The sequence below is a fragment of the Pseudoalteromonas sp. M58 genome (assembly GCF_042604605.1).
Taxonomy (GTDB): Bacteria; Pseudomonadota; Gammaproteobacteria; order Enterobacterales; family Alteromonadaceae; genus Pseudoalteromonas; species Pseudoalteromonas tetraodonis.
On record NZ_CP152390.1, the window covers coordinates 364,921 to 381,407 of the forward strand.

Consider the following 16,487-nt stretch of genomic DNA (forward strand, 5'->3'; position numbering starts at 1 on the left):
GCGCTTTACATTGCTCATTGTGTTGAGAATGTTAAAGTAAGCGCAACTACAATAAGAACGAATTTCAAAGGTCATCCAGCCTCATGTTTAAAAAACTCCGTGGTATTTTTTCAAACGATCTATCGATCGATTTAGGTACAGCCAACACACTAATTTATGTAAAAGAAGAAGGTATTGTATTAAACGAACCTTCAGTTGTTGCTATTCGTCAAGAGCGTGCTGGTGGACCTAAAAGTGTTGCATCTGTAGGTACAGAAGCTAAGCAAATGTTGGGCCGTACGCCTGGTAATATTAAAGCTATACGTCCAATGAAAGACGGTGTGATTGCTGATTTTTATGTTACTGAAAAAATGTTACAGCACTTCATCAAACAAGTGCACAATAATAATTTTATGCGCCCAAGCCCACGCGTGCTTATTTGTGTTCCTTGTGGAGCTACTCAAGTTGAAAAGCGTGCAATTCGTGAATCAGCGATGGGTGCAGGTGCTCGCGAAGTCTACTTAATCGAAGAGCCAATGGCAGCTGCAATTGGTGCCGGTTTACCGGTGTCTGAAGCAACGGGTTCTATGGTGGTTGATATTGGTGGCGGTACAACAGAAGTCGCTATTATTTCACTTAATGGTGTTGTGTATTCATCTTCAGTACGCATTGGTGGTGATAAGTTCGATGAAGCCATTATTAATTATGTGCGTCGTAACTTTGGTAGCTTAATCGGTGAAGCCACCGCTGAGAATATTAAACACCAAATTGGATCGGCATTTAAAACAGACGAACCAGTAGAGATAGAAGTGCGTGGTCGTAACCTTGCAGAAGGCGTTCCTCGTTCGTTTACGCTTAACTCGCATGAAATCTTAGAAGCATTACAAGAGCCACTAATGGGAATTGTAAGCGCTGTCATGGTGGCGCTTGAGCAGTCTCCACCTGAGCTGGCATCTGATATTTCAGCGCATGGTATGGTGTTAACTGGCGGCGGCGCATTACTTAAGGATTTAGATCGCCTGCTAATGGAAGAAACGGGCATTCCAGTGGTTGTTGCTGATGATCCACTTACGTGTGTTGCACGTGGCGGCGGCAAGGCCCTTGAAATGATTGATGTGCACGGTGGTGACGTTTTTAGTTACGATTAATGAAATCAATGTTTGAAAAAACGGTTTCTTTGCAACTGCGACTTTTTGTCGCAGTGCTTTTGAGTATCGTATTGATCCTTGGAGACAAGTACACGCAAGGTGGCGAGAACATTCGTACTAGTTTGAATACGTTGGTCAGTCCACTTATTTATGTTGCTAACCTACCTTACGAAGTATTTAGCTTTAGCGCCAAAAGTTTGCATACCCGTGAGCAGTTACTAACCGAAAACGAAGCACTCAAAAAGAAGCAAGTATTGCAAAGTGAGCAAATCCAGCAGTATGAGTTTTTAGCAAAAGAGAATCAAAAACTTCGTGCATTACTTGGCTCTTCCTCTAAACACACCAATCGTAAAATTATTGCTCAAGTACTTTCTGTTCATTCAAATCCTTATAGTCACCAAGTGGTGATAAATCGGGGAACCACCGATGGTTTAAGCGAAAGCCAAGCGGTGATTGATGATATGGGGTTAGTCGGGCAGTTGACTAAAGTTGGTTCAACAACCTCGCGGGTGCTGTTAATTACAGATACCACCCATGCAACACCGGTGCGTATATTACGAAACGATGTGCGCACAGTGGTTGAAGGTATCGGTAAAATTAACGTGCTAAAGCTATCACATGTGCCGCATAGCTTAGATGTGCGTATTGGTGATGTGCTGGTGACCTCTGGCCTAGGAGGGACCTTTCCTGAAGGTTATCCAGTTGCGGTGATCACCGAAATAACTCGTGATGAAGGCCAACCTTTTGCGCAAGTATTTGCTGAGCCGATAGCTCAATTAGATCGAATTCGGTTATTAGTGGTGTTATGGCTAAATCAGCAGGAGTTGATGGGTGATGATTAACCGTCATATGCTCTTAATCGCATTAAGTATTTTCTTTGCATTAGTAATGGCGCTAATGCCGTTACCTTTTTCACTTGAACCATTTCGTCCTGATTGGGTGCTGTTGGTGCTTATGTACTGGTCTTTAGCTTTACCGCATAGACTAAATATAGGGACTGCTTGGGTTGTTGGGTTATTAATTGACTTAGCAACAGGCTCCTCATTGGGTGTTAATTCCTTAACTTATTCAGTGTGTATTTTTGTTACTGCAAGTAACTTCCAAAAAATTCGCAATTTTTCATTGTGGCAACAAAGCCTACTTATAGGCTTGTTCTTAACGCTTTACCACTTAATGCAGTTTTGGTTAAATCACTTTTTACTTGGCGTTTATTTTAGCCCACATTACTTATGGCCTGTATTAACAGGCATGTTGAGCTGGATATGGGTATTTTTATTACTTCGAAAATACCGTAGACATTTTAGGATCAGATAATGACTTGCGCAGTATATTTAGCCTCCGCGTCTCCCCGTCGTAAAGAGCTTCTAACCCAATTGGGTATTGAATTTTCACAGTTTAGTGTTGATGCCGATGAAAGTCAGCTTGCTAATGAACTCCCGCATGACTATGTAGAGCGTTTAGCGCGTTTAAAGGCGCAAATGGGCGTAGAGCAAGGTTATACTGACCGGCCAGTGCTAGGTAGTGATACTGTGGTGGTGATGGATAACCAATCATTATGTAAGCCTCGAGATAAAGACGATTTTACTCAAATCTTAAAGCGCTTATCAGGGAACACGCACCAAGTGTTAACTGCCATCGCTTTTGCTACATCAGATAAAGTACTCAGTTGTGTGGTCAGTACAGATGTCACCTTTAAAACGCTCAGTGATGAAGAAATACATGCTTATTGGCAAACGGGCGAGCCTCAAGATAAAGCCGGTGGTTACGGTATCCAAGGGGTAGGTGGGCGCTTTGTAACGCATATTTCGGGTAGCTATTTTGCCGTTGTCGGCTTACCTTTATATGAGACAGAACAATTATTAAATACATTCTTAAGAGGGTAGCATGAGTACAGAACTACTGATCAATGTCACGCCAAGTGAAAGTCGCGTTGCCCTAATCGAAAACGGTGTATTACAAGAAATTCAGCTAGAACGTATTGGTAACTTAGGTATCGTGGGTAATATTTACTTAGGTAAAATAAGCCGCGTGTTACCAGGTATGCAAGCCGCTTTTGTTGATATAGGCCTAGAGAAAGCCGCCTTTTTACACGCTTCAGATATCGTTAATAGTGCCTCTATTGTTGAGGGCGTTGACGACGAGCCGATTAAAAAAGTCCAAGATATTCGTGAGCTTGTTCGCCAAGGTCAGTACATTATGGTGCAAGTGGTTAAAGACCCTTTGGGTAGCAAAGGGGCACGTTTAACCACTGATATCACGATACCTTCACGGTATTTAGTGTTTATGCCTGATGCGACACATGTTGGGGTGAGTCAGCGTATCGAAACGGAAGAAGAGCGTGCAAGGCTGAAAAAAATTGTAGCCGAATACGGCGATGAAAACGGTAGTTTTATTGTCAGAACAGCTGCTGAAGGCGCAAGTGAAGCGGAGCTGAGACACGATGCAGCTTTTTTAAAAAAGCTCTGGGATAAAATTGTCTCTAGACGCAGAAAAACCAGCAAAGCCAGTATCTTGCATGAAGATCTTACACTTGCCTTTAGAACGTTACGTGATTATGTAGGTGAAGATATGGAGCGCATCCGTGTTGACTCTAAGCTTACCTACCAAGAGCTTAAGCTGTTCACTGAAGAGTTTGTGCCTTTGTTATCACAAGTGCTTGAGTATTACCCAGGTGAGCGCCCCATTTTTGATTTATTTGATGTAGAAAGTGAAATTCAAAAAGCACTGCATCGTAAAGTTACTTTAAAATCGGGTGGTTACTTGATCATAGATCAAACTGAAGCGATGACCACTGTTGATGTAAATACAGGCGCTTTTGTTGGTCACCGTAACCTTGAAGAAACTATTTTTAATACCAACGTAGAAGCAACCTCAGCTATTGCCCGTCAACTAAGGCTGCGCAATTTGGGCGGTATTATTATTATCGACTTTATTGATATGGTAAGCGATGAGCATAAACGCCGTGTAATGCACTCATTAGAATCTGCACTCGATAAAGATCGTGCCAAATCTAATATCAATGGTTTGTCGGCATTAGGCTTAGTTGAAATGACCCGCAAACGTACCCGCGAAAGCCTAGAGCATGTATTGTGTGATGTATGCCCAGCATGTTCAGGGCGTGGCTCACAAAAAACAGTCGAGACAGTCTGCTATGAAATTCTTCGTGAAATAGTACGTGTTAATCGCGCTTACGATGCGGATAAGTTTGTAGTGTATGCTTCGCCTGCAGTATGTGAAGCGCTATTAAATGATGAGTATCATAACCTCGCCGAATTAGAACTATTTATTGGAAAGCAGGTCAATATTCAAACTGAAAGTTTATACAGCCAAGAGCAGTTTGATGTGGTAATGATGTAATGAAATTTAAAGCGGCCTGTTTTTATTGTGTGCGAAAATTATGGCAAATAAGTGCTGTAATTTTAGTACTACTGGCCGTGATGGTTTCTATTTTAAAATACACCTTACCCTACGCGAAAGATTATAAAGGAGATATAGAAAGCTACCTTGATAATAAGTTTGATATTAGTTTATCTATAGGTGCTATATCAGCAAGTTGGCAAGGTAGTGGTCCCGCTTTAGTACTCGAAGAATTATCATTTAAAGACAACCAAACAGCCCCTATCTCTTTAACCATAGCTAAAACCAGTTTAGAGCTAAACCTGTGGGAAAGTTTAAAGTCGCTGCAGCTTAAATCAAATTACTTTGTGATCAATGGTTTTCATACCAAGGTTAATGTCGCTAATTTATTTGCTGGTAATCAAGATGAAGTTTCATTTGAGCAAAAAGAACTAATAGAAGGACTGTTTTTAGGTGAAACGGGTCACTTTGCAATAGAAAACTCGAGCATCAGCTTTGTACTAGAAGATAACAAAGAACGTAAACTGTTATTAGAAAACATTGTATGGCAAAACCAAGATAAACAGCATCTTGGTAGCGGTAGCCTAGCGCTACCGGGTATTTCTGTGGGTAATTTTGATGCCCGTATTGCGCTCAAAGGTGAAACCTTAGAGCAAATGGTGGGCGATTTATATGTGCAGGCTAATCAGGTTGATGTGTCAAATTGGTTGGCCCAGTATATAAATACTCAAAAGCAGCAACTGCATAGTGATTTAAACTTACAAGCATGGCTTAGGCTAGAGCAAGGCTTAGTAAGTGACGTAAAAGTACAGTGGTTACCGAGTGCGGTAAATTGGCAACTCAATGAGCAAACACAAAAGGTCAGCCTAAGTGAAGGGGGATTTCATTTATACCCTGAGCAAAATAGCTGGCGGTTAAAAAGTACCGGCTTAGCGTTTAGTACCAACGAAATAACGTGGCCTAGCCTCGAATTTGAAGCTTTATTAGGCAAGCAAAATAAAATATGGCTACAACAACTCGATTTAGCCCTATTAAATGATTTAGCAGAATTAACTAATTTTACTGATTTAACTCCTTTTTTAGCTCGCCAACCCAGTGGTGAAATAAAAAACGCGTATCTAGAGTTTGCCGATGCAAAGCAATGGCAGTTGTGGTTTGAAGCCGATGAAATTAGCTGGCAAGAAAAAAACGCCGTACCCGCCGCTCAATCTTTAAGGATTGATGGATTAGTTAATCAGCAATATGGCCGGATCACTATTTTTGGTGAAAACAGCCACTTAATTACAGGTGCTAGTTTTAGTAATAATATTGACTATAACCAGCTAAACATCGAATTAGATTTAGCTAAGCGTTCAGGCGATTGGCATATTAGCAGTGATAACCTGTGGTTTGATAACAATGAAGTGACCTTAAGCGCGCAGATGCAATTAAGTTTAGGTAAGACGCCTCGCTTAGATTTATATGCCGAAGCATTTGCCCCCGATGCCAGTATTGCCGGTCATTATTTTCCTTTAACATTAATGAGCCCTGAGTTAGTTAGTTATTTAAATGGCGCAATAAAATCAGGTGAAGTAACAAATGCTCAGGTGTTATTTTCTGGTCCATTATCAGGCTTTCCATTTGACAATGGTTCTGGGCAGTTTGATGTTTTAGCGCAAATAGATAATGCTACCTATCAATTCGATCCGGCTTGGCCAGCAGTCACAAATGCCAGTGTAAAGCTGCATTTTGCAAATGAGCGAATGGATATTTATAGCCAGCAAGGCCAACTGGTAAACCTTGACGTTGGCAGTAGTGTGCATGTGAGTATTGATGACTTAATGGGCGATGCGCCATTGGTGGTTAGTATTGATAAGCAAGCTGAGCTTGAAAAAATGCACGATTTTTTTGTCGCCACGCCTTTAGCAAATCCATTAGCTGATATTTTTAATGTTGTGCAAGGACAGGGGCTTGCCAGCGCAAACATTGAATTGCTAATCGGCTCACAATTTGAGGGCGGAGCGAGTGTAACTGGTAAGGTTAATTTACTCGACTCACCTCTTTATATTTCTGCTCCCGGTATTTCGCTTGAGCATTTAAAGGGTGAGCTTAGCTTTAATAATCAACAAATAAACCTCACCGATGCTACGGCTACATGGCTTGGTATGCCATTAACGATTAACTACACTAGTGACGCAAACGCAGAGGATTATCGCGCTAATATAAATATAAATGCTCAGCTTGATGCGCAAACACTCATAAACCATGGTCAAGGTATTTTAGATGGTTACTTAAGCGGGCAAAGTGACGTTGATATTGCTTTAGAGCTTAATTTTACAGAGCAAGGGTTTAACTATCGTGCCGAAGTTGAATCGCCACTTATTGGCTTAAATAGTTCCTTGCCAGGAGTATATACAAAAAGCAGTGAGCAAATTTGGCCTCTGAGTGCGGTTATTCAAGGTGATGATATCTCTAATCTGATCACTGCAAATATTAATGAGTTATTTTATTTCAATGCCATTCTAGACAATACTCAATCGCAGTTTACCAACGCTCATTTTATTATCGGTGAAAAAGACTTAGGGCTTAACTCACAAAATTTAGCGGTGAGTATTAATTTAGCGCAGAGTGAGTTATTACCTTGGATTGATTTAATTGATCAAATTATTAATGTGGCTAAAGCGCAGCCTGACAGTGCCTCGACGGGCGTGATGCCGCCTTTACATGAAGTGGTTGCGAATATTAACTCTTTTAACGTGAGTGGCATGCAGTTTAATGATTTTGATATGCGTTTATCGCCCCTAAATAATAATTTGCAATTAAAGCTCAATGCCAAAGAGTTAAGAGCCGAAGTATTTATACCTAGCGGGCAATCAAATCAGCCGATTCGAATTAATAGCGATTATTTAAGGCTTAATTTTTTAGATAAACAATCAGAGCAACCGAGCGAAAAATCAACCCCAGAACAACTTGCATGGCTTACAAAATTACCGGCTATTGAATTTGAATGTGCCGATTGTAAAGTAAGTCATTATAAGCTTGATAAGGTAAGCGCCTCATTGTTAGGCGATGGTAAAAAGCTGCTTATTTCTGAGCTAGTGGTTGATAAGGGCGACCATATATTACGGACTAAAGGGCAATGGCAGAATGGCCTAACGGCGATGAGCGGTGAACTTAAAAGTGATGATATTGGCGCCTTATTTAATGAGTTTGATATTACCACCACTATTAAAGACTCAAACGCCAATCTAAATTATCAGCTAAATTGGCAAGCGGCACCTTATGATTTAGACATTGCCAGTTTGGATGGCGAAATTAGCTGGGATTTAGGCGAAGGCCATTTAACTGAAATCAGTGATGGAGGTGCACGCGTATTCTCATTACTGAGCCTTGATTCATTAGTGCGTAAGCTAAAGCTTGATTTTAGAGATGTATTTTCTAAAGGTTTTTTTTATAACAGCATGCAAGGCACCATGCAGATAGATAAAGGCATTGCCTATACCCAAGATACTAAAATGGATGGGGTACCTGCCGATCTCTCTATAAAAGGGTATGCAAATTTAAATACTCTCGAAATTGACTACGACTTAGCCGTGGCACCACAAGTAACCTCGAGCATTCCGGTGATTGTGGCTTGGATGGTTAATCCAGTAACGGGGCTTGCAGCTTTAGCAATTGATAAAGTGATTCATTCTGCCCGAGTGATCTCAGAGATCAACTTTAAAGTAACAGGCAAAATGAACGATCCTCAGGTACAAGAGTTAGATCGTAAGAGTCGAGAGGTGACTTTACCGCAAGCAGCACAAAGTCAGCCACAAGCATCCTCAGAGTTAAAACTTAAAGATGCCGAGGTTAGCGCCACACAATGAATAAACAAGGTATAAATTCAGCTCCTAAGATTATTGCATTGCAAATGTGCTCAGGCTTAAATCCTGATGAGAATATTGCAAAATTAAAACAGGCATTGCAAAACTTACCGACAGCTCGCCCGCTGCTAGTGTGTCTACCAGAAGCGTTTTTAGTGTTTAGTAAACACGCTGGTGATACGTTGTTAGTGTCACAGCGTATTGAACAGTACAAACAGCAACTCAGTGAATTGTGCCGTAAACACAACATTTGGTTAAATGCTGGCACCATGCCAGAGCCCTATAACCAACATAAGTATTACGCTGCCTCACACTTGTTTAATAACCAAGGCGATATTGTTGCAAGCTATAACAAAATACACTTGTTTGATGTTGAGGTAGATGACCAGACCGGCAGCTACCGAGAATCCGATTTTACTCAAGCCGGCGATGAGGTTGTGGTTGTTGATTCGCCCTTTGGTAAAATTGGTTTAACAGTATGTTATGATTTGCGTTTTGCTGGTTTATTTAATGCCTTAGTTCGCAAAGGCGCCGAAATTATATTAGTACCCAGTGCGTTTACTGTTCCAACAGGTAAAGCGCATTGGCAGCCGCTACTTGCAGCACGTGCAATAGAAACGCAGTGCTATGTTATTGCTGCAGCGCAATATGGAGTGCATGAAAACAGTAGGCAAACTTATGGTCACAGCCTCATGTTATCGCCTTGGGGTGAAACATTAAGTGAAAAATCAACAGGGCTTGGTTTTATTAGTTGCACCGTAGATTTAAACCAGTTACACAAAATTAGACGAGATATGCCGCTGCAATCTCACCAACGATTTAGAGAGCCATTATTATGAATTCGGTTGAACAGCATTTATTACACGACAGCCAGCTAAATCGAGAAGAACTCGAAAAAACATTAGCTTATATTCACCAGCACAAAGTTGATTATGCCGATCTTTATTTTCAATCGAGCCATCATGAGTCTTGGGTATTAGAAGACGGCTTAGTGAAAGAAGGCTCTTATAACGTTGAGCGTGGCGTGGGGGTGCGGGCTGTAAGCGGTGAAAAAACCGGTTTTTCATATTCAGACGCAATTAATCTTGAAGCGTTAAACAAAGCAGCCACCGCTGCTCGTAGTATTGCCGATGCCGGTGAAGATAAAGCGGTTAAAGTATTTAGTGACGTGGCTGCAAAGCAGCAGTTTGCACCGCATCAACCAATTTCTAGTATGAGCGATACCGATAAAGTTAATTTGTTACGTGAGCTTGAAAATTATATTCGCGAATTAGCCCCTGATGCTGAGCAAGTTATTAGCTCAATGTCTGCGGTATACGAAGAAGTATTAATTGCAGCCAGCGATGGCACCTTTGCTACCGATATTCGCCCACTGATCCGTTTAAACTGCTCTGTATTACTTGAAAAAAATGGTCGTCGTGAACGTGGCGGTGCTGGTGGCGGTGCGCGCCTAGATTATGGTTACTTTAAAGAGCTGGTAGATGGTAAGCCGCGTTGGATGGGTTTTGCAGAAGAAGCCGTTCGTCAAGCTAAAGTAAACTTAGAAGCTATTGATGCCCCAGCGGGTACTATGGAAGTGGTATTAGGTAATGGCTGGCCAGGCGTGTTGTTGCACGAGGCCGTAGGTCATGGCCTAGAGGGAGACTTTAACCGTAAAGGCGCGTCTGCGTTTAGCGGTAAAGTAGGTCAAAAAGTTGCTTCAGAGCTATGTACTGTGGTTGATGATGGTACTATGGCCGATCGCCGTGGTTCACTTAATGTCGATGATGAAGGTACGCCTGCAGCCTATAACGTACTTATCGAAAACGGTATTTTAAAAGGCTATATGCAAGATAAAATGAACGCGCGTTTAATGGGGGTAAACCCAACAGGTAATGCTCGTCGTGAATCATACGCGCATTTACCTATGCCACGTATGACCAACACTTACATGTTAGGCGGTGAGCATAGCCAAGCTGATATTATCAGCACGGTTAAAAAAGGCGTGTTTGCTCCCAATTTTGGTGGCGGCCAAGTGGATATCACCTCGGGTAAGTTTGTATTTAGTGCCTCAGAAGCGTATTTAATTGAAAATGGTAAAATCACCCAGCCAATTAAAGGTGCTACCTTAATTGGTAATGGCCCTGAGGTTATGCAACAAATTTCTATGGTAGGTAATGATTTAGCGCTTGATAAAGGTGTAGGTGTTTGTGGTAAAGACGGTCAAAGTGTACCAGTAGGCGTAGGCCAGCCAAGCCTGAAAATAGATAACCTAACAGTGGGTGGCACGGCTTAATTTTATTACTGCCAAATACAACAAATAAAACCTTGGAAGTGCATGCTTTCAAGGTTTTTTATTCTAAATTTCAGGTTTATTAGAATAGCTTGTTACATTTTTATTATTCACTTTACCTTTATCTCGCCCTAGAATAGGTACTTAGTTGAGTTTGGCTATCTTAGGAAAAATAATGTCTAGTCGTTACTTGTTTTTACTGTTTTTCATATTGCTATCAGGATGCTCTTCTTTGTCTCAGGATGAATGTATACAGGCCAATTGGACAAATTTAGGCTTTAGTCATGGTGAGCAAGGGTATACATTTGAACATGGCAGAGAAATCATATCTGCTTGTAGTGAATTTGGCATCACTGCAAAATTAGATGATTATCAAGCTGGTTACAAACAGGGGCTCGCAGCCTTTTGTGAGCCTGAAAATGGCTTTACCCTAGGTTTACGAGGCGATGCGTATAACGGGATTTGTAATGACACACAGTTTAGAAAAGCATGGCAAGAAGGTAATGAGCGTTATCAATTTGAAGCAAGGAAAGCCGAGATAGATGATCGACTTAATAATATTAATTGGCGGCTGCAATCTATTAGTGATGAATTAACGAGTGATAAACCGTCAAGTAGCCAAAGTAAAGAGTTACGCCGAGAGCGAGAACAGTTGGAGAGAGAGCGTCGTGATTTAAGAAAAGAAAAAGCACTTCTGCCATTACTCAACAAGCTTCCATCATGGCATTTTGAGTACGAACTATAATTTATAACGTGTTCTTTTAATGTGATTAATATGAAAGTAATGTCAATTTTAATAACATTTCTGATCCTCAGTGGGTGTGCGTCAAAAGAAATGCCAGAGGGTTATGGAGATGAAGTATTTGCAGAGCATGAGTGCTTAGGTGGTGAAGTTGAAACAGACTATAGCTACACAATTTTTAGTTCTGACGAAGATGAAAGCAATAAGAGCACGGTGAAGTCGACTTGTCATCCAGTGACGCAGTCTGAACTTGAACGAGATATAAGAACGGGTGGTTGATAGAACAAAATAAAAACCCACTATAGAGTGGGCTCTGTATTTTAAGAATTAAAGCTCAAAAGGAGCGACACCGACAGCTTGCATTGTGTAACCTACTTGGGCGATTTCGCCAGACCAAGTTTGCGTTTTAATAATACCCGTTACAACAATCGCATCGTATAAGCTATCGATAGGGACACCGCCTTTAATGGTCACATGAACCAGCTGATTTGGCGGCGGCGGGGGCACATGAATACAGGCACCAAAGTAAGGGACTAATAAAAACTCGGTGATAAGTTCGCTATCGCCTTCAAGAGGTACAACAAAACCAGGTAAGCTAACAGACTGCCCATCAAGTGCTTTAACAACTGGCGCGTCTAAATCAGGTTGCACCCAGTTTTGTTCACTGCCTTCGTGATTAGCTTGTGCTTGAGTATCTATTTGTACATGGCCCTCGGGTATGAGGTCTTCCCAAAAAATTTCCTTGGGTGGATTTGCAATGCTAGCAAAGCTAATTAGCACTGCGCTTAATAGCATTAAAGAGAGTGTAGTTACTTTAAACAACGTCATGATCATCCTAAAGTTTATATTTTTATACTCATACCATCACTGAGAGAATAAAAGTAAGCGCGTGTAGCGGGGATCAAGCCAATAATAAATCCCGCAGCCATAATAACGCCAATCAAAGTGAGTTCATAGTCAGAGAGCATGCTGATATTAATACTCACTCCAGCTTGGCTTTGTAAGTAACCCGCGGTCGTACCCATAAGCGCATAAAATAAAATACAGCCTACCAAGCAACCTAAAAAGGTGGTAAGCAGTGATTCCATACTGATCAGCGAAAATAATTGCCAAGGGCGGGCACCCACAGAACGCAGTATTGCCAGTTCTCTGCGGCGTTGATTAAGGTTAGCAAGTAATGTGGTTAACATACCGAGCAAGCTAATAATGACCACCACAAATGAAAATAACAGCAGTATTTTTTCTATTATTGCCAGCATTTCCCAGAGCTCTTTTAAAGTGACTGTGGGCATAATCGCTAATAGAGGCTCTTGTTTATATTGGTTAATGTTGCGCCTAATTTGTAGCGTATAAAGCGGTGAGTCGAAGCCCATTAAAAAGGCGGTAATTTGTTTTGGGTGCCCAATTAATGCATGGCTCGAGTGATCATGATGATCGTCATGATCATGATGGCCGCCACCATGGATCAGCTCAATTGCCGCCAGTGGCACATGCAAGGTTTTATCCACCGGGGTACCGGTAGGCTTTAAGATACCAACCACTTTAAAAGGGTTATCATCATGATGATGAAAGCTAGTATTGCCCATGCCATGAGAAATCACAATTTCATCACCAATTTTATAGGCCAGTTTACTTGCAACCTCACTACCTATAACAACTTCATTGATGCTAGAAAAAGCCTGTCCTTGTTCAAATGCTAAGGGCTGTTTTTTAGCAAATCGGTAGTGCTTAAAATAATCGAGTGTGGTGCCTAAGACAGCTTGACCTTTATGGCTATCGCCAAGGCTGATAGGAATGCTCCACTTAACCCCGCGCTGTTTTGTTATGTATTGATAGCTTTGCCAACTCACCCCATTGTTGGTATGGCCAATTCTAAATACCGAGGAGAGGAGTAATTGAATATCGCCAGTGCGTGCGCCAACAATTAAATCGGTACCCGAAATGGTATTACTAAAACTACTTTTAGCATCTACGCGAACTCGCTCAATACTGAGTAATAACATGACGCTAATCGCAATAGTGAGCAATGTGAGTAATACGCTGGCACGTCTATTGAGCAAACTTTTATAGGCAAGTTTAAATAAAATCATACATCACCTTGTAAACTTACTAAGTCGATTGTGCGGCTAAAGAGTGGCTTTAATGTTTCATCGTGACTGACAAAAACAAGCGTGCTGTTACTTTTTTTTGCTTGTTCAAATAGCAGCTTAATAAAGCTTTCACGATTTTGGGTATCAAGTGCTGAAGTAGGCTCATCGGCAATAATAAGTTCAGGGCTGCCTATAAATGCGCGTGCTGCAGCAACACGCTGTTGTTGCCCAATACTTAAAGTGGCAACATTTTGATTATGAAAGTGCGCCTCTAACCCCAGTGCATTGAGTAATCTGGCTGCTTCACTCTCTAAATTATCGGCTTGGCTGAGCATGTGTTGCTGACGCTTTTTCGAAAATTGGCACCCTAAACACACGTTTTCTAATGGGGTTAAATAAGGTAGTAAATTAAAGTTTTGGAAAATATAGCCAATATGATCCGCTCTAAATGCATCGCGCTGTGCGTTGGTGAGCGCACTTAGGTTTTGGTTTAAAACACAAAGTTGGCCGCTAGTGGTTACATTAATGCCTGCCAGTAGCGCTAGTAAGGTAGATTTACCACTACCGCTTGGACCATGTAAAAAAACATGTTCCCCAGCATTAATCGTAAGCTGCTTAATAGCGAGAGTCGGGGTGACTGCGCTTTTTTGCCATTTGAAAGAGACATTCTCAAGGTTGATCATAACGGCTTACCAACTCCAATAGTTAAGTCTTTTGCGCATTTTAAATTGTCTAATAAAATTAAGCGGTTTTGCTTTGAGCTTTTCATCACTATGCAACAGTTCATTGGTTGCGCAAAGTACTCGTTGGCTTGATTTACCATCTGTGTATGGGTGTAACTCTTGGCAAAAAGCTTCAATATTATCTACAAGTTCTTTTGGGTAAGTTAGTGCGTAGTCTATTGCGGCTTCAACGTTATTTTTATCCGTAATATCAAGTAAGTGTTTTTCAGGTGCTTTATTGCAAAACGTTACAACTGGTTTTCGTTGTACCAAAAACATCAGTAATATGGATGAAGTGTCGCACAGCATTACATCAGCAGATTGTAATAAAGGAATAACATTGTCTGTTTCAACAAAGGTTAGATTGTCATTACTTAACGCTTTGTATTTATCAACCCACTCTTGTGCCATTTTAGGATGAAACTGAACTAAGAGTCGCCATTTACCGCTTTCACTAAAGTGTTTTATTTGTTCATAAAGTTTAGGTGCAAGAGATAAGCGTTTTGAGAATGTAGAGCAGATCAATACTGTTGGGCGAGAGTCTGTTTCATCAATGTGGCTAGGCTTTGAGTTACCGTTAAAAAATTGATCTAGGGGAGGCCAACCTGTTTCTACTACCTTAAAATAACCCAATTTTTTTTGTAACGCCGTAAATGGAGCCGTTGTATTTGGGCCTTGTGTACAATATAAATCAAAGCAGCCCCGCACTTTAAAGTGATCGTTTTGGCCTTTTTTATTTAGCTTTCCAGCATCAAAGCCGTGAAAAACAGCCACTTTCTTTCCGGGAAAAAATGTAGGGATAGAGTTCGCTGGTGCAAAGGTTGCGTCAGGCGCCCATTGATTTATTTCATGAATAGAATTTAGTGTTTTTTCATCACTTTTCAAAAAGTCAGGATTAACATTATCACCTTCTAAAAACCATTTAACTTCCCCTCCTTGAGCTAATATTTCTGCTTGCAAAGGCCTTAAAATAGCATAGGAATAATTTTGAGAAATATACATTAAATATTTCTTATTCTTAGTGGCAGTTAAATAGTTCAAGCTAGCTCCTTAGGGCAAGTAATCATGCAAGTTTACCCCAATGCGCCAGCTAGATAAATATACTGAGATGATTTGTTTTTAGCCTAAGATTGAGCTTTGTGGTTGGCTAGATTATTATAGAGCGCCTAACCCCAATTCCATACTTTGCTCTTTGAGCATGCCAAACCCCGGAGATAGCATGACTAGCTATAAAGTTTTAGACGTAAACGATGACTTACCCATTCGTACCAAAGGTAAAGTACATAGTGGCAAAGTGCGTTCAGTTTATTGGTTAACCGATGCAGATAGCAAACGCTTAATAAATGAAAAAGGCTATAACGTTCCTGCCGATACTGAATTAGCCATTATGGTTATTTCAGACAGAATTTCTGCTTTTGATTGCATATGGCAAGGTGAAAATGGCCTAAATGGCGTTCCTGGTAAAGGGATTGCATTAAACTCAGTGGCTGCTCATTGGTTTAACATGTTTAATGAAGCCGGTTTGGCGGGTAATCATATTGTTGATATTCCTCATCCATACGTATGGATTGTTCGTAAAGCCAGTACGGTTAAAGTTGAAGCGATTGCTCGTCAATATATTACCGGCAGTATGTGGCGCGACTACGCCAAAGGCGAAAGACACTTTTGTGGTTTGCAGCTTCCCGAAGGCTTAAAAGCGAATCAAAAGCTTGAGCAAGTACTTATAACTCCCTCTACTAAGGGTATTATAGAAGGGGTTGCTGATATTCCTGCCGTTGATGATGTAAATATCACTCGTGAAAATATTACAAACAACTTAGATGTTTTTAATTTTAAATCGGCTGACGATGTCGCCAAATACGAAAAATTATTGGTAGAAGGGTTCGAGCTAATTAGTAATGAGTTAGCTAAGCTCGGGCAAATTTTCGTAGATACTAAATTTGAATTTGGTTACGTAGAAGATTTAAATGGTGCGCAGCAACTTATTTATATTGATGAAGTAGGGACACCCGATTCATCGCGTATTTGGGATGAAGCATGTTATAGAGATGGCAAGATTGTTGAAAACTCAAAGGAAGGTTTTCGTCAGCTGTTAATTAATAACGTACCAGAGAGTGATGTGTTATTAAATAAAGACCGTATGGCTGAGCGTGAGCAGTTAGCAAAAGATTATATTTTACCTGAGTCAGTAATGCTTGAAGTGTCTGACACTTATGTGGGCATCGCGAGCAAAATTATTGGTAAAGAGATTATTATACCTAATGATCCGCGCCAAGAAGTGATTGCTATTTTAGATGCTGATTACGGTTTAATCGTTAAATAACGTAGTAAG

At 40.9% G+C, this 16,487-nt stretch carries 15 protein-coding genes; 11 read left to right on the plus strand and 4 right to left on the minus strand.

All coding sequences use genetic code 11. From position 1 onward, the window contains the following. Window positions 1-83 precede the first annotated feature (83 nt). The 10 genes from AAGD16_RS01630 (at window position 84) to AAGD16_RS01675 (ending at window position 11,622) form a co-directional block, all read left to right on the plus strand. Window positions 84-1,127, plus strand: coding sequence for a rod shape-determining protein (locus AAGD16_RS01630; protein ID WP_013463921.1), 1,044 nt, complete (start codon window positions 84-86; stop codon window positions 1,125-1,127). After that, window positions 1,127-1,969 carry a rod shape-determining protein MreC gene (gene mreC / locus AAGD16_RS01635; protein WP_016900309.1) on the plus strand — a complete coding sequence of 281 codons (843 nt, stop codon included), beginning with the start codon at window positions 1,127-1,129 and terminating at the stop codon, window positions 1,967-1,969. Before AAGD16_RS01630 ends, mreC begins: the two co-directional genes overlap by 1 nt. Beyond that, window positions 1,962-2,441 (plus strand): rod shape-determining protein MreD, encoded by a 480-nt coding sequence (mreD, locus tag AAGD16_RS01640; protein ID WP_016900308.1) that lies wholly within the window; start codon window positions 1,962-1,964, stop codon window positions 2,439-2,441. Before mreC ends, mreD begins: the two co-directional genes overlap by 8 nt. After that, window positions 2,441-3,010 (plus strand): nucleoside triphosphate pyrophosphatase, encoded by a 570-nt coding sequence (locus AAGD16_RS01645; RefSeq protein ID WP_290191433.1) that lies wholly within the window; start codon window positions 2,441-2,443, stop codon window positions 3,008-3,010. The genes mreD and AAGD16_RS01645 overlap by 1 nt, the downstream gene beginning before the upstream one ends. 1 nt (window position 3,011) lies before the next feature. Then, complete coding sequence (rng, locus tag AAGD16_RS01650) at window positions 3,012-4,484, plus strand: ribonuclease G (RefSeq protein WP_013463925.1); 1,473 nt, start codon at window positions 3,012-3,014, stop codon at window positions 4,482-4,484. Next, window positions 4,484-8,332: a YhdP family protein gene (locus AAGD16_RS01655; RefSeq protein WP_377113238.1), complete on the plus strand. Its 3,849-nt coding sequence runs from the start codon at window positions 4,484-4,486 to the stop codon at window positions 8,330-8,332. The genes rng and AAGD16_RS01655 overlap by 1 nt, the downstream gene beginning before the upstream one ends. Continuing rightward, the gene (locus tag AAGD16_RS01660) at window positions 8,329-9,168 is read left to right on the plus strand and encodes a carbon-nitrogen hydrolase family protein (protein ID WP_058154097.1); all 840 of its coding nucleotides are present in this window, start codon (window positions 8,329-8,331) and stop codon (window positions 9,166-9,168) included. The genes AAGD16_RS01655 and AAGD16_RS01660 overlap by 4 nt, the downstream gene beginning before the upstream one ends. Continuing rightward, the gene (tldD, locus tag AAGD16_RS01665) at window positions 9,165-10,604 is read left to right on the plus strand and encodes a metalloprotease TldD (RefSeq protein WP_013463928.1); all 1,440 of its coding nucleotides are present in this window, start codon (window positions 9,165-9,167) and stop codon (window positions 10,602-10,604) included. The genes AAGD16_RS01660 and tldD overlap by 4 nt, the downstream gene beginning before the upstream one ends. A 172-nt stretch (window positions 10,605-10,776) precedes the next feature. After that, complete coding sequence (locus tag AAGD16_RS01670) at window positions 10,777-11,346, plus strand: DUF2799 domain-containing protein (RefSeq protein WP_081844594.1); 570 nt, start codon at window positions 10,777-10,779, stop codon at window positions 11,344-11,346. Window positions 11,347-11,376: 30 nt separating this feature from the next. Continuing rightward, window positions 11,377-11,622, plus strand: a complete 246-nt coding sequence (locus AAGD16_RS01675) for a hypothetical protein (protein ID WP_232311332.1) — start codon at window positions 11,377-11,379, stop codon at window positions 11,620-11,622. A gap of 48 nt (window positions 11,623-11,670) precedes the next feature. Here the strand turns inward: AAGD16_RS01675 and AAGD16_RS01680 are convergent, their stop codons facing one another. Genes AAGD16_RS01680 through AAGD16_RS01695 form a run of 4 tightly spaced genes read right to left on the minus strand, consistent with a single transcriptional unit; the run spans window position 11,671 to window position 15,157 of the window. Further along, window positions 11,671-12,171 (minus strand): DUF3299 domain-containing protein, encoded by a 501-nt coding sequence (locus AAGD16_RS01680; RefSeq protein WP_377113244.1) that lies wholly within the window; start codon window positions 12,169-12,171, stop codon window positions 11,671-11,673. A gap of 14 nt (window positions 12,172-12,185) precedes the next feature. Continuing rightward, window positions 12,186-13,433, minus strand: a complete 1,248-nt coding sequence (locus tag AAGD16_RS01685) for an ABC transporter permease (RefSeq protein ID WP_096038105.1) — start codon at window positions 13,431-13,433, stop codon at window positions 12,186-12,188. Then, a complete protein-coding gene (locus tag AAGD16_RS01690; protein WP_028834508.1) occupies window positions 13,430-14,116 on the minus strand; it encodes an ABC transporter ATP-binding protein in 687 nt (228 codons plus the stop codon). Before AAGD16_RS01690 ends, AAGD16_RS01685 begins: the two co-directional genes overlap by 4 nt. 6 nt (window positions 14,117-14,122) lie before the next feature. Then, window positions 14,123-15,157: a CDP-glycerol--glycerophosphate glycerophosphotransferase gene (locus AAGD16_RS01695; protein WP_013463934.1), complete on the minus strand. Its 1,035-nt coding sequence runs from the start codon at window positions 15,155-15,157 to the stop codon at window positions 14,123-14,125. Window positions 15,158-15,374: 217 nt separating this feature from the next. On the opposite strand from AAGD16_RS01695, the gene AAGD16_RS01700 reads away from it, so the two are divergent. Next, window positions 15,375-16,478 carry a phosphoribosylaminoimidazolesuccinocarboxamide synthase gene (locus tag AAGD16_RS01700; protein WP_058155449.1) on the plus strand — a complete coding sequence of 368 codons (1,104 nt, stop codon included), beginning with the start codon at window positions 15,375-15,377 and terminating at the stop codon, window positions 16,476-16,478. Window positions 16,479-16,487 lie beyond the last annotated feature (9 nt).

Excerpts from the sequence above, each read along its gene's own strand:
- AAGD16_RS01700 (WP_058155449.1), top strand. The coding sequence starts at position 15,375 with ATGACTAGCTATAAAGTTTTAGACGTAAACGATGACTTACCCATTCGT.
- AAGD16_RS01690 (WP_028834508.1), bottom strand. The coding sequence starts at position 14,116 with ATGATCAACCTTGAGAATGTCTCTTTCAAATGGCAAAAAAGCGCAGTC.
- AAGD16_RS01675 (WP_232311332.1), top strand. The coding sequence starts at position 11,377 with ATGAAAGTAATGTCAATTTTAATAACATTTCTGATCCTCAGTGGGTGT.
- mreC (WP_016900309.1), top strand. The coding sequence starts at position 1,127 with ATGAAATCAATGTTTGAAAAAACGGTTTCTTTGCAACTGCGACTTTTT.
- AAGD16_RS01630 (WP_013463921.1), top strand. The coding sequence starts at position 84 with ATGTTTAAAAAACTCCGTGGTATTTTTTCAAACGATCTATCGATCGAT.
- AAGD16_RS01670 (WP_081844594.1), top strand. The coding sequence starts at position 10,777 with ATGTCTAGTCGTTACTTGTTTTTACTGTTTTTCATATTGCTATCAGGA.
- AAGD16_RS01655 (WP_377113238.1), top strand. The coding sequence starts at position 4,484 with ATGAAATTTAAAGCGGCCTGTTTTTATTGTGTGCGAAAATTATGGCAA.
- mreD (WP_016900308.1), top strand. The coding sequence starts at position 1,962 with ATGATTAACCGTCATATGCTCTTAATCGCATTAAGTATTTTCTTTGCA.
- AAGD16_RS01680 (WP_377113244.1), bottom strand. The coding sequence starts at position 12,171 with ATGACGTTGTTTAAAGTAACTACACTCTCTTTAATGCTATTAAGCGCA.
- AAGD16_RS01695 (WP_013463934.1), bottom strand. The coding sequence starts at position 15,157 with ATGTATATTTCTCAAAATTATTCCTATGCTATTTTAAGGCCTTTGCAA.
- AAGD16_RS01660 (WP_058154097.1), top strand. The coding sequence starts at position 8,329 with ATGAATAAACAAGGTATAAATTCAGCTCCTAAGATTATTGCATTGCAA.
- AAGD16_RS01645 (WP_290191433.1), top strand. The coding sequence starts at position 2,441 with ATGACTTGCGCAGTATATTTAGCCTCCGCGTCTCCCCGTCGTAAAGAG.
- tldD (WP_013463928.1), top strand. The coding sequence starts at position 9,165 with ATGAATTCGGTTGAACAGCATTTATTACACGACAGCCAGCTAAATCGA.
- AAGD16_RS01685 (WP_096038105.1), bottom strand. The coding sequence starts at position 13,433 with ATGATTTTATTTAAACTTGCCTATAAAAGTTTGCTCAATAGACGTGCC.
- rng (WP_013463925.1), top strand. The coding sequence starts at position 3,012 with ATGAGTACAGAACTACTGATCAATGTCACGCCAAGTGAAAGTCGCGTT.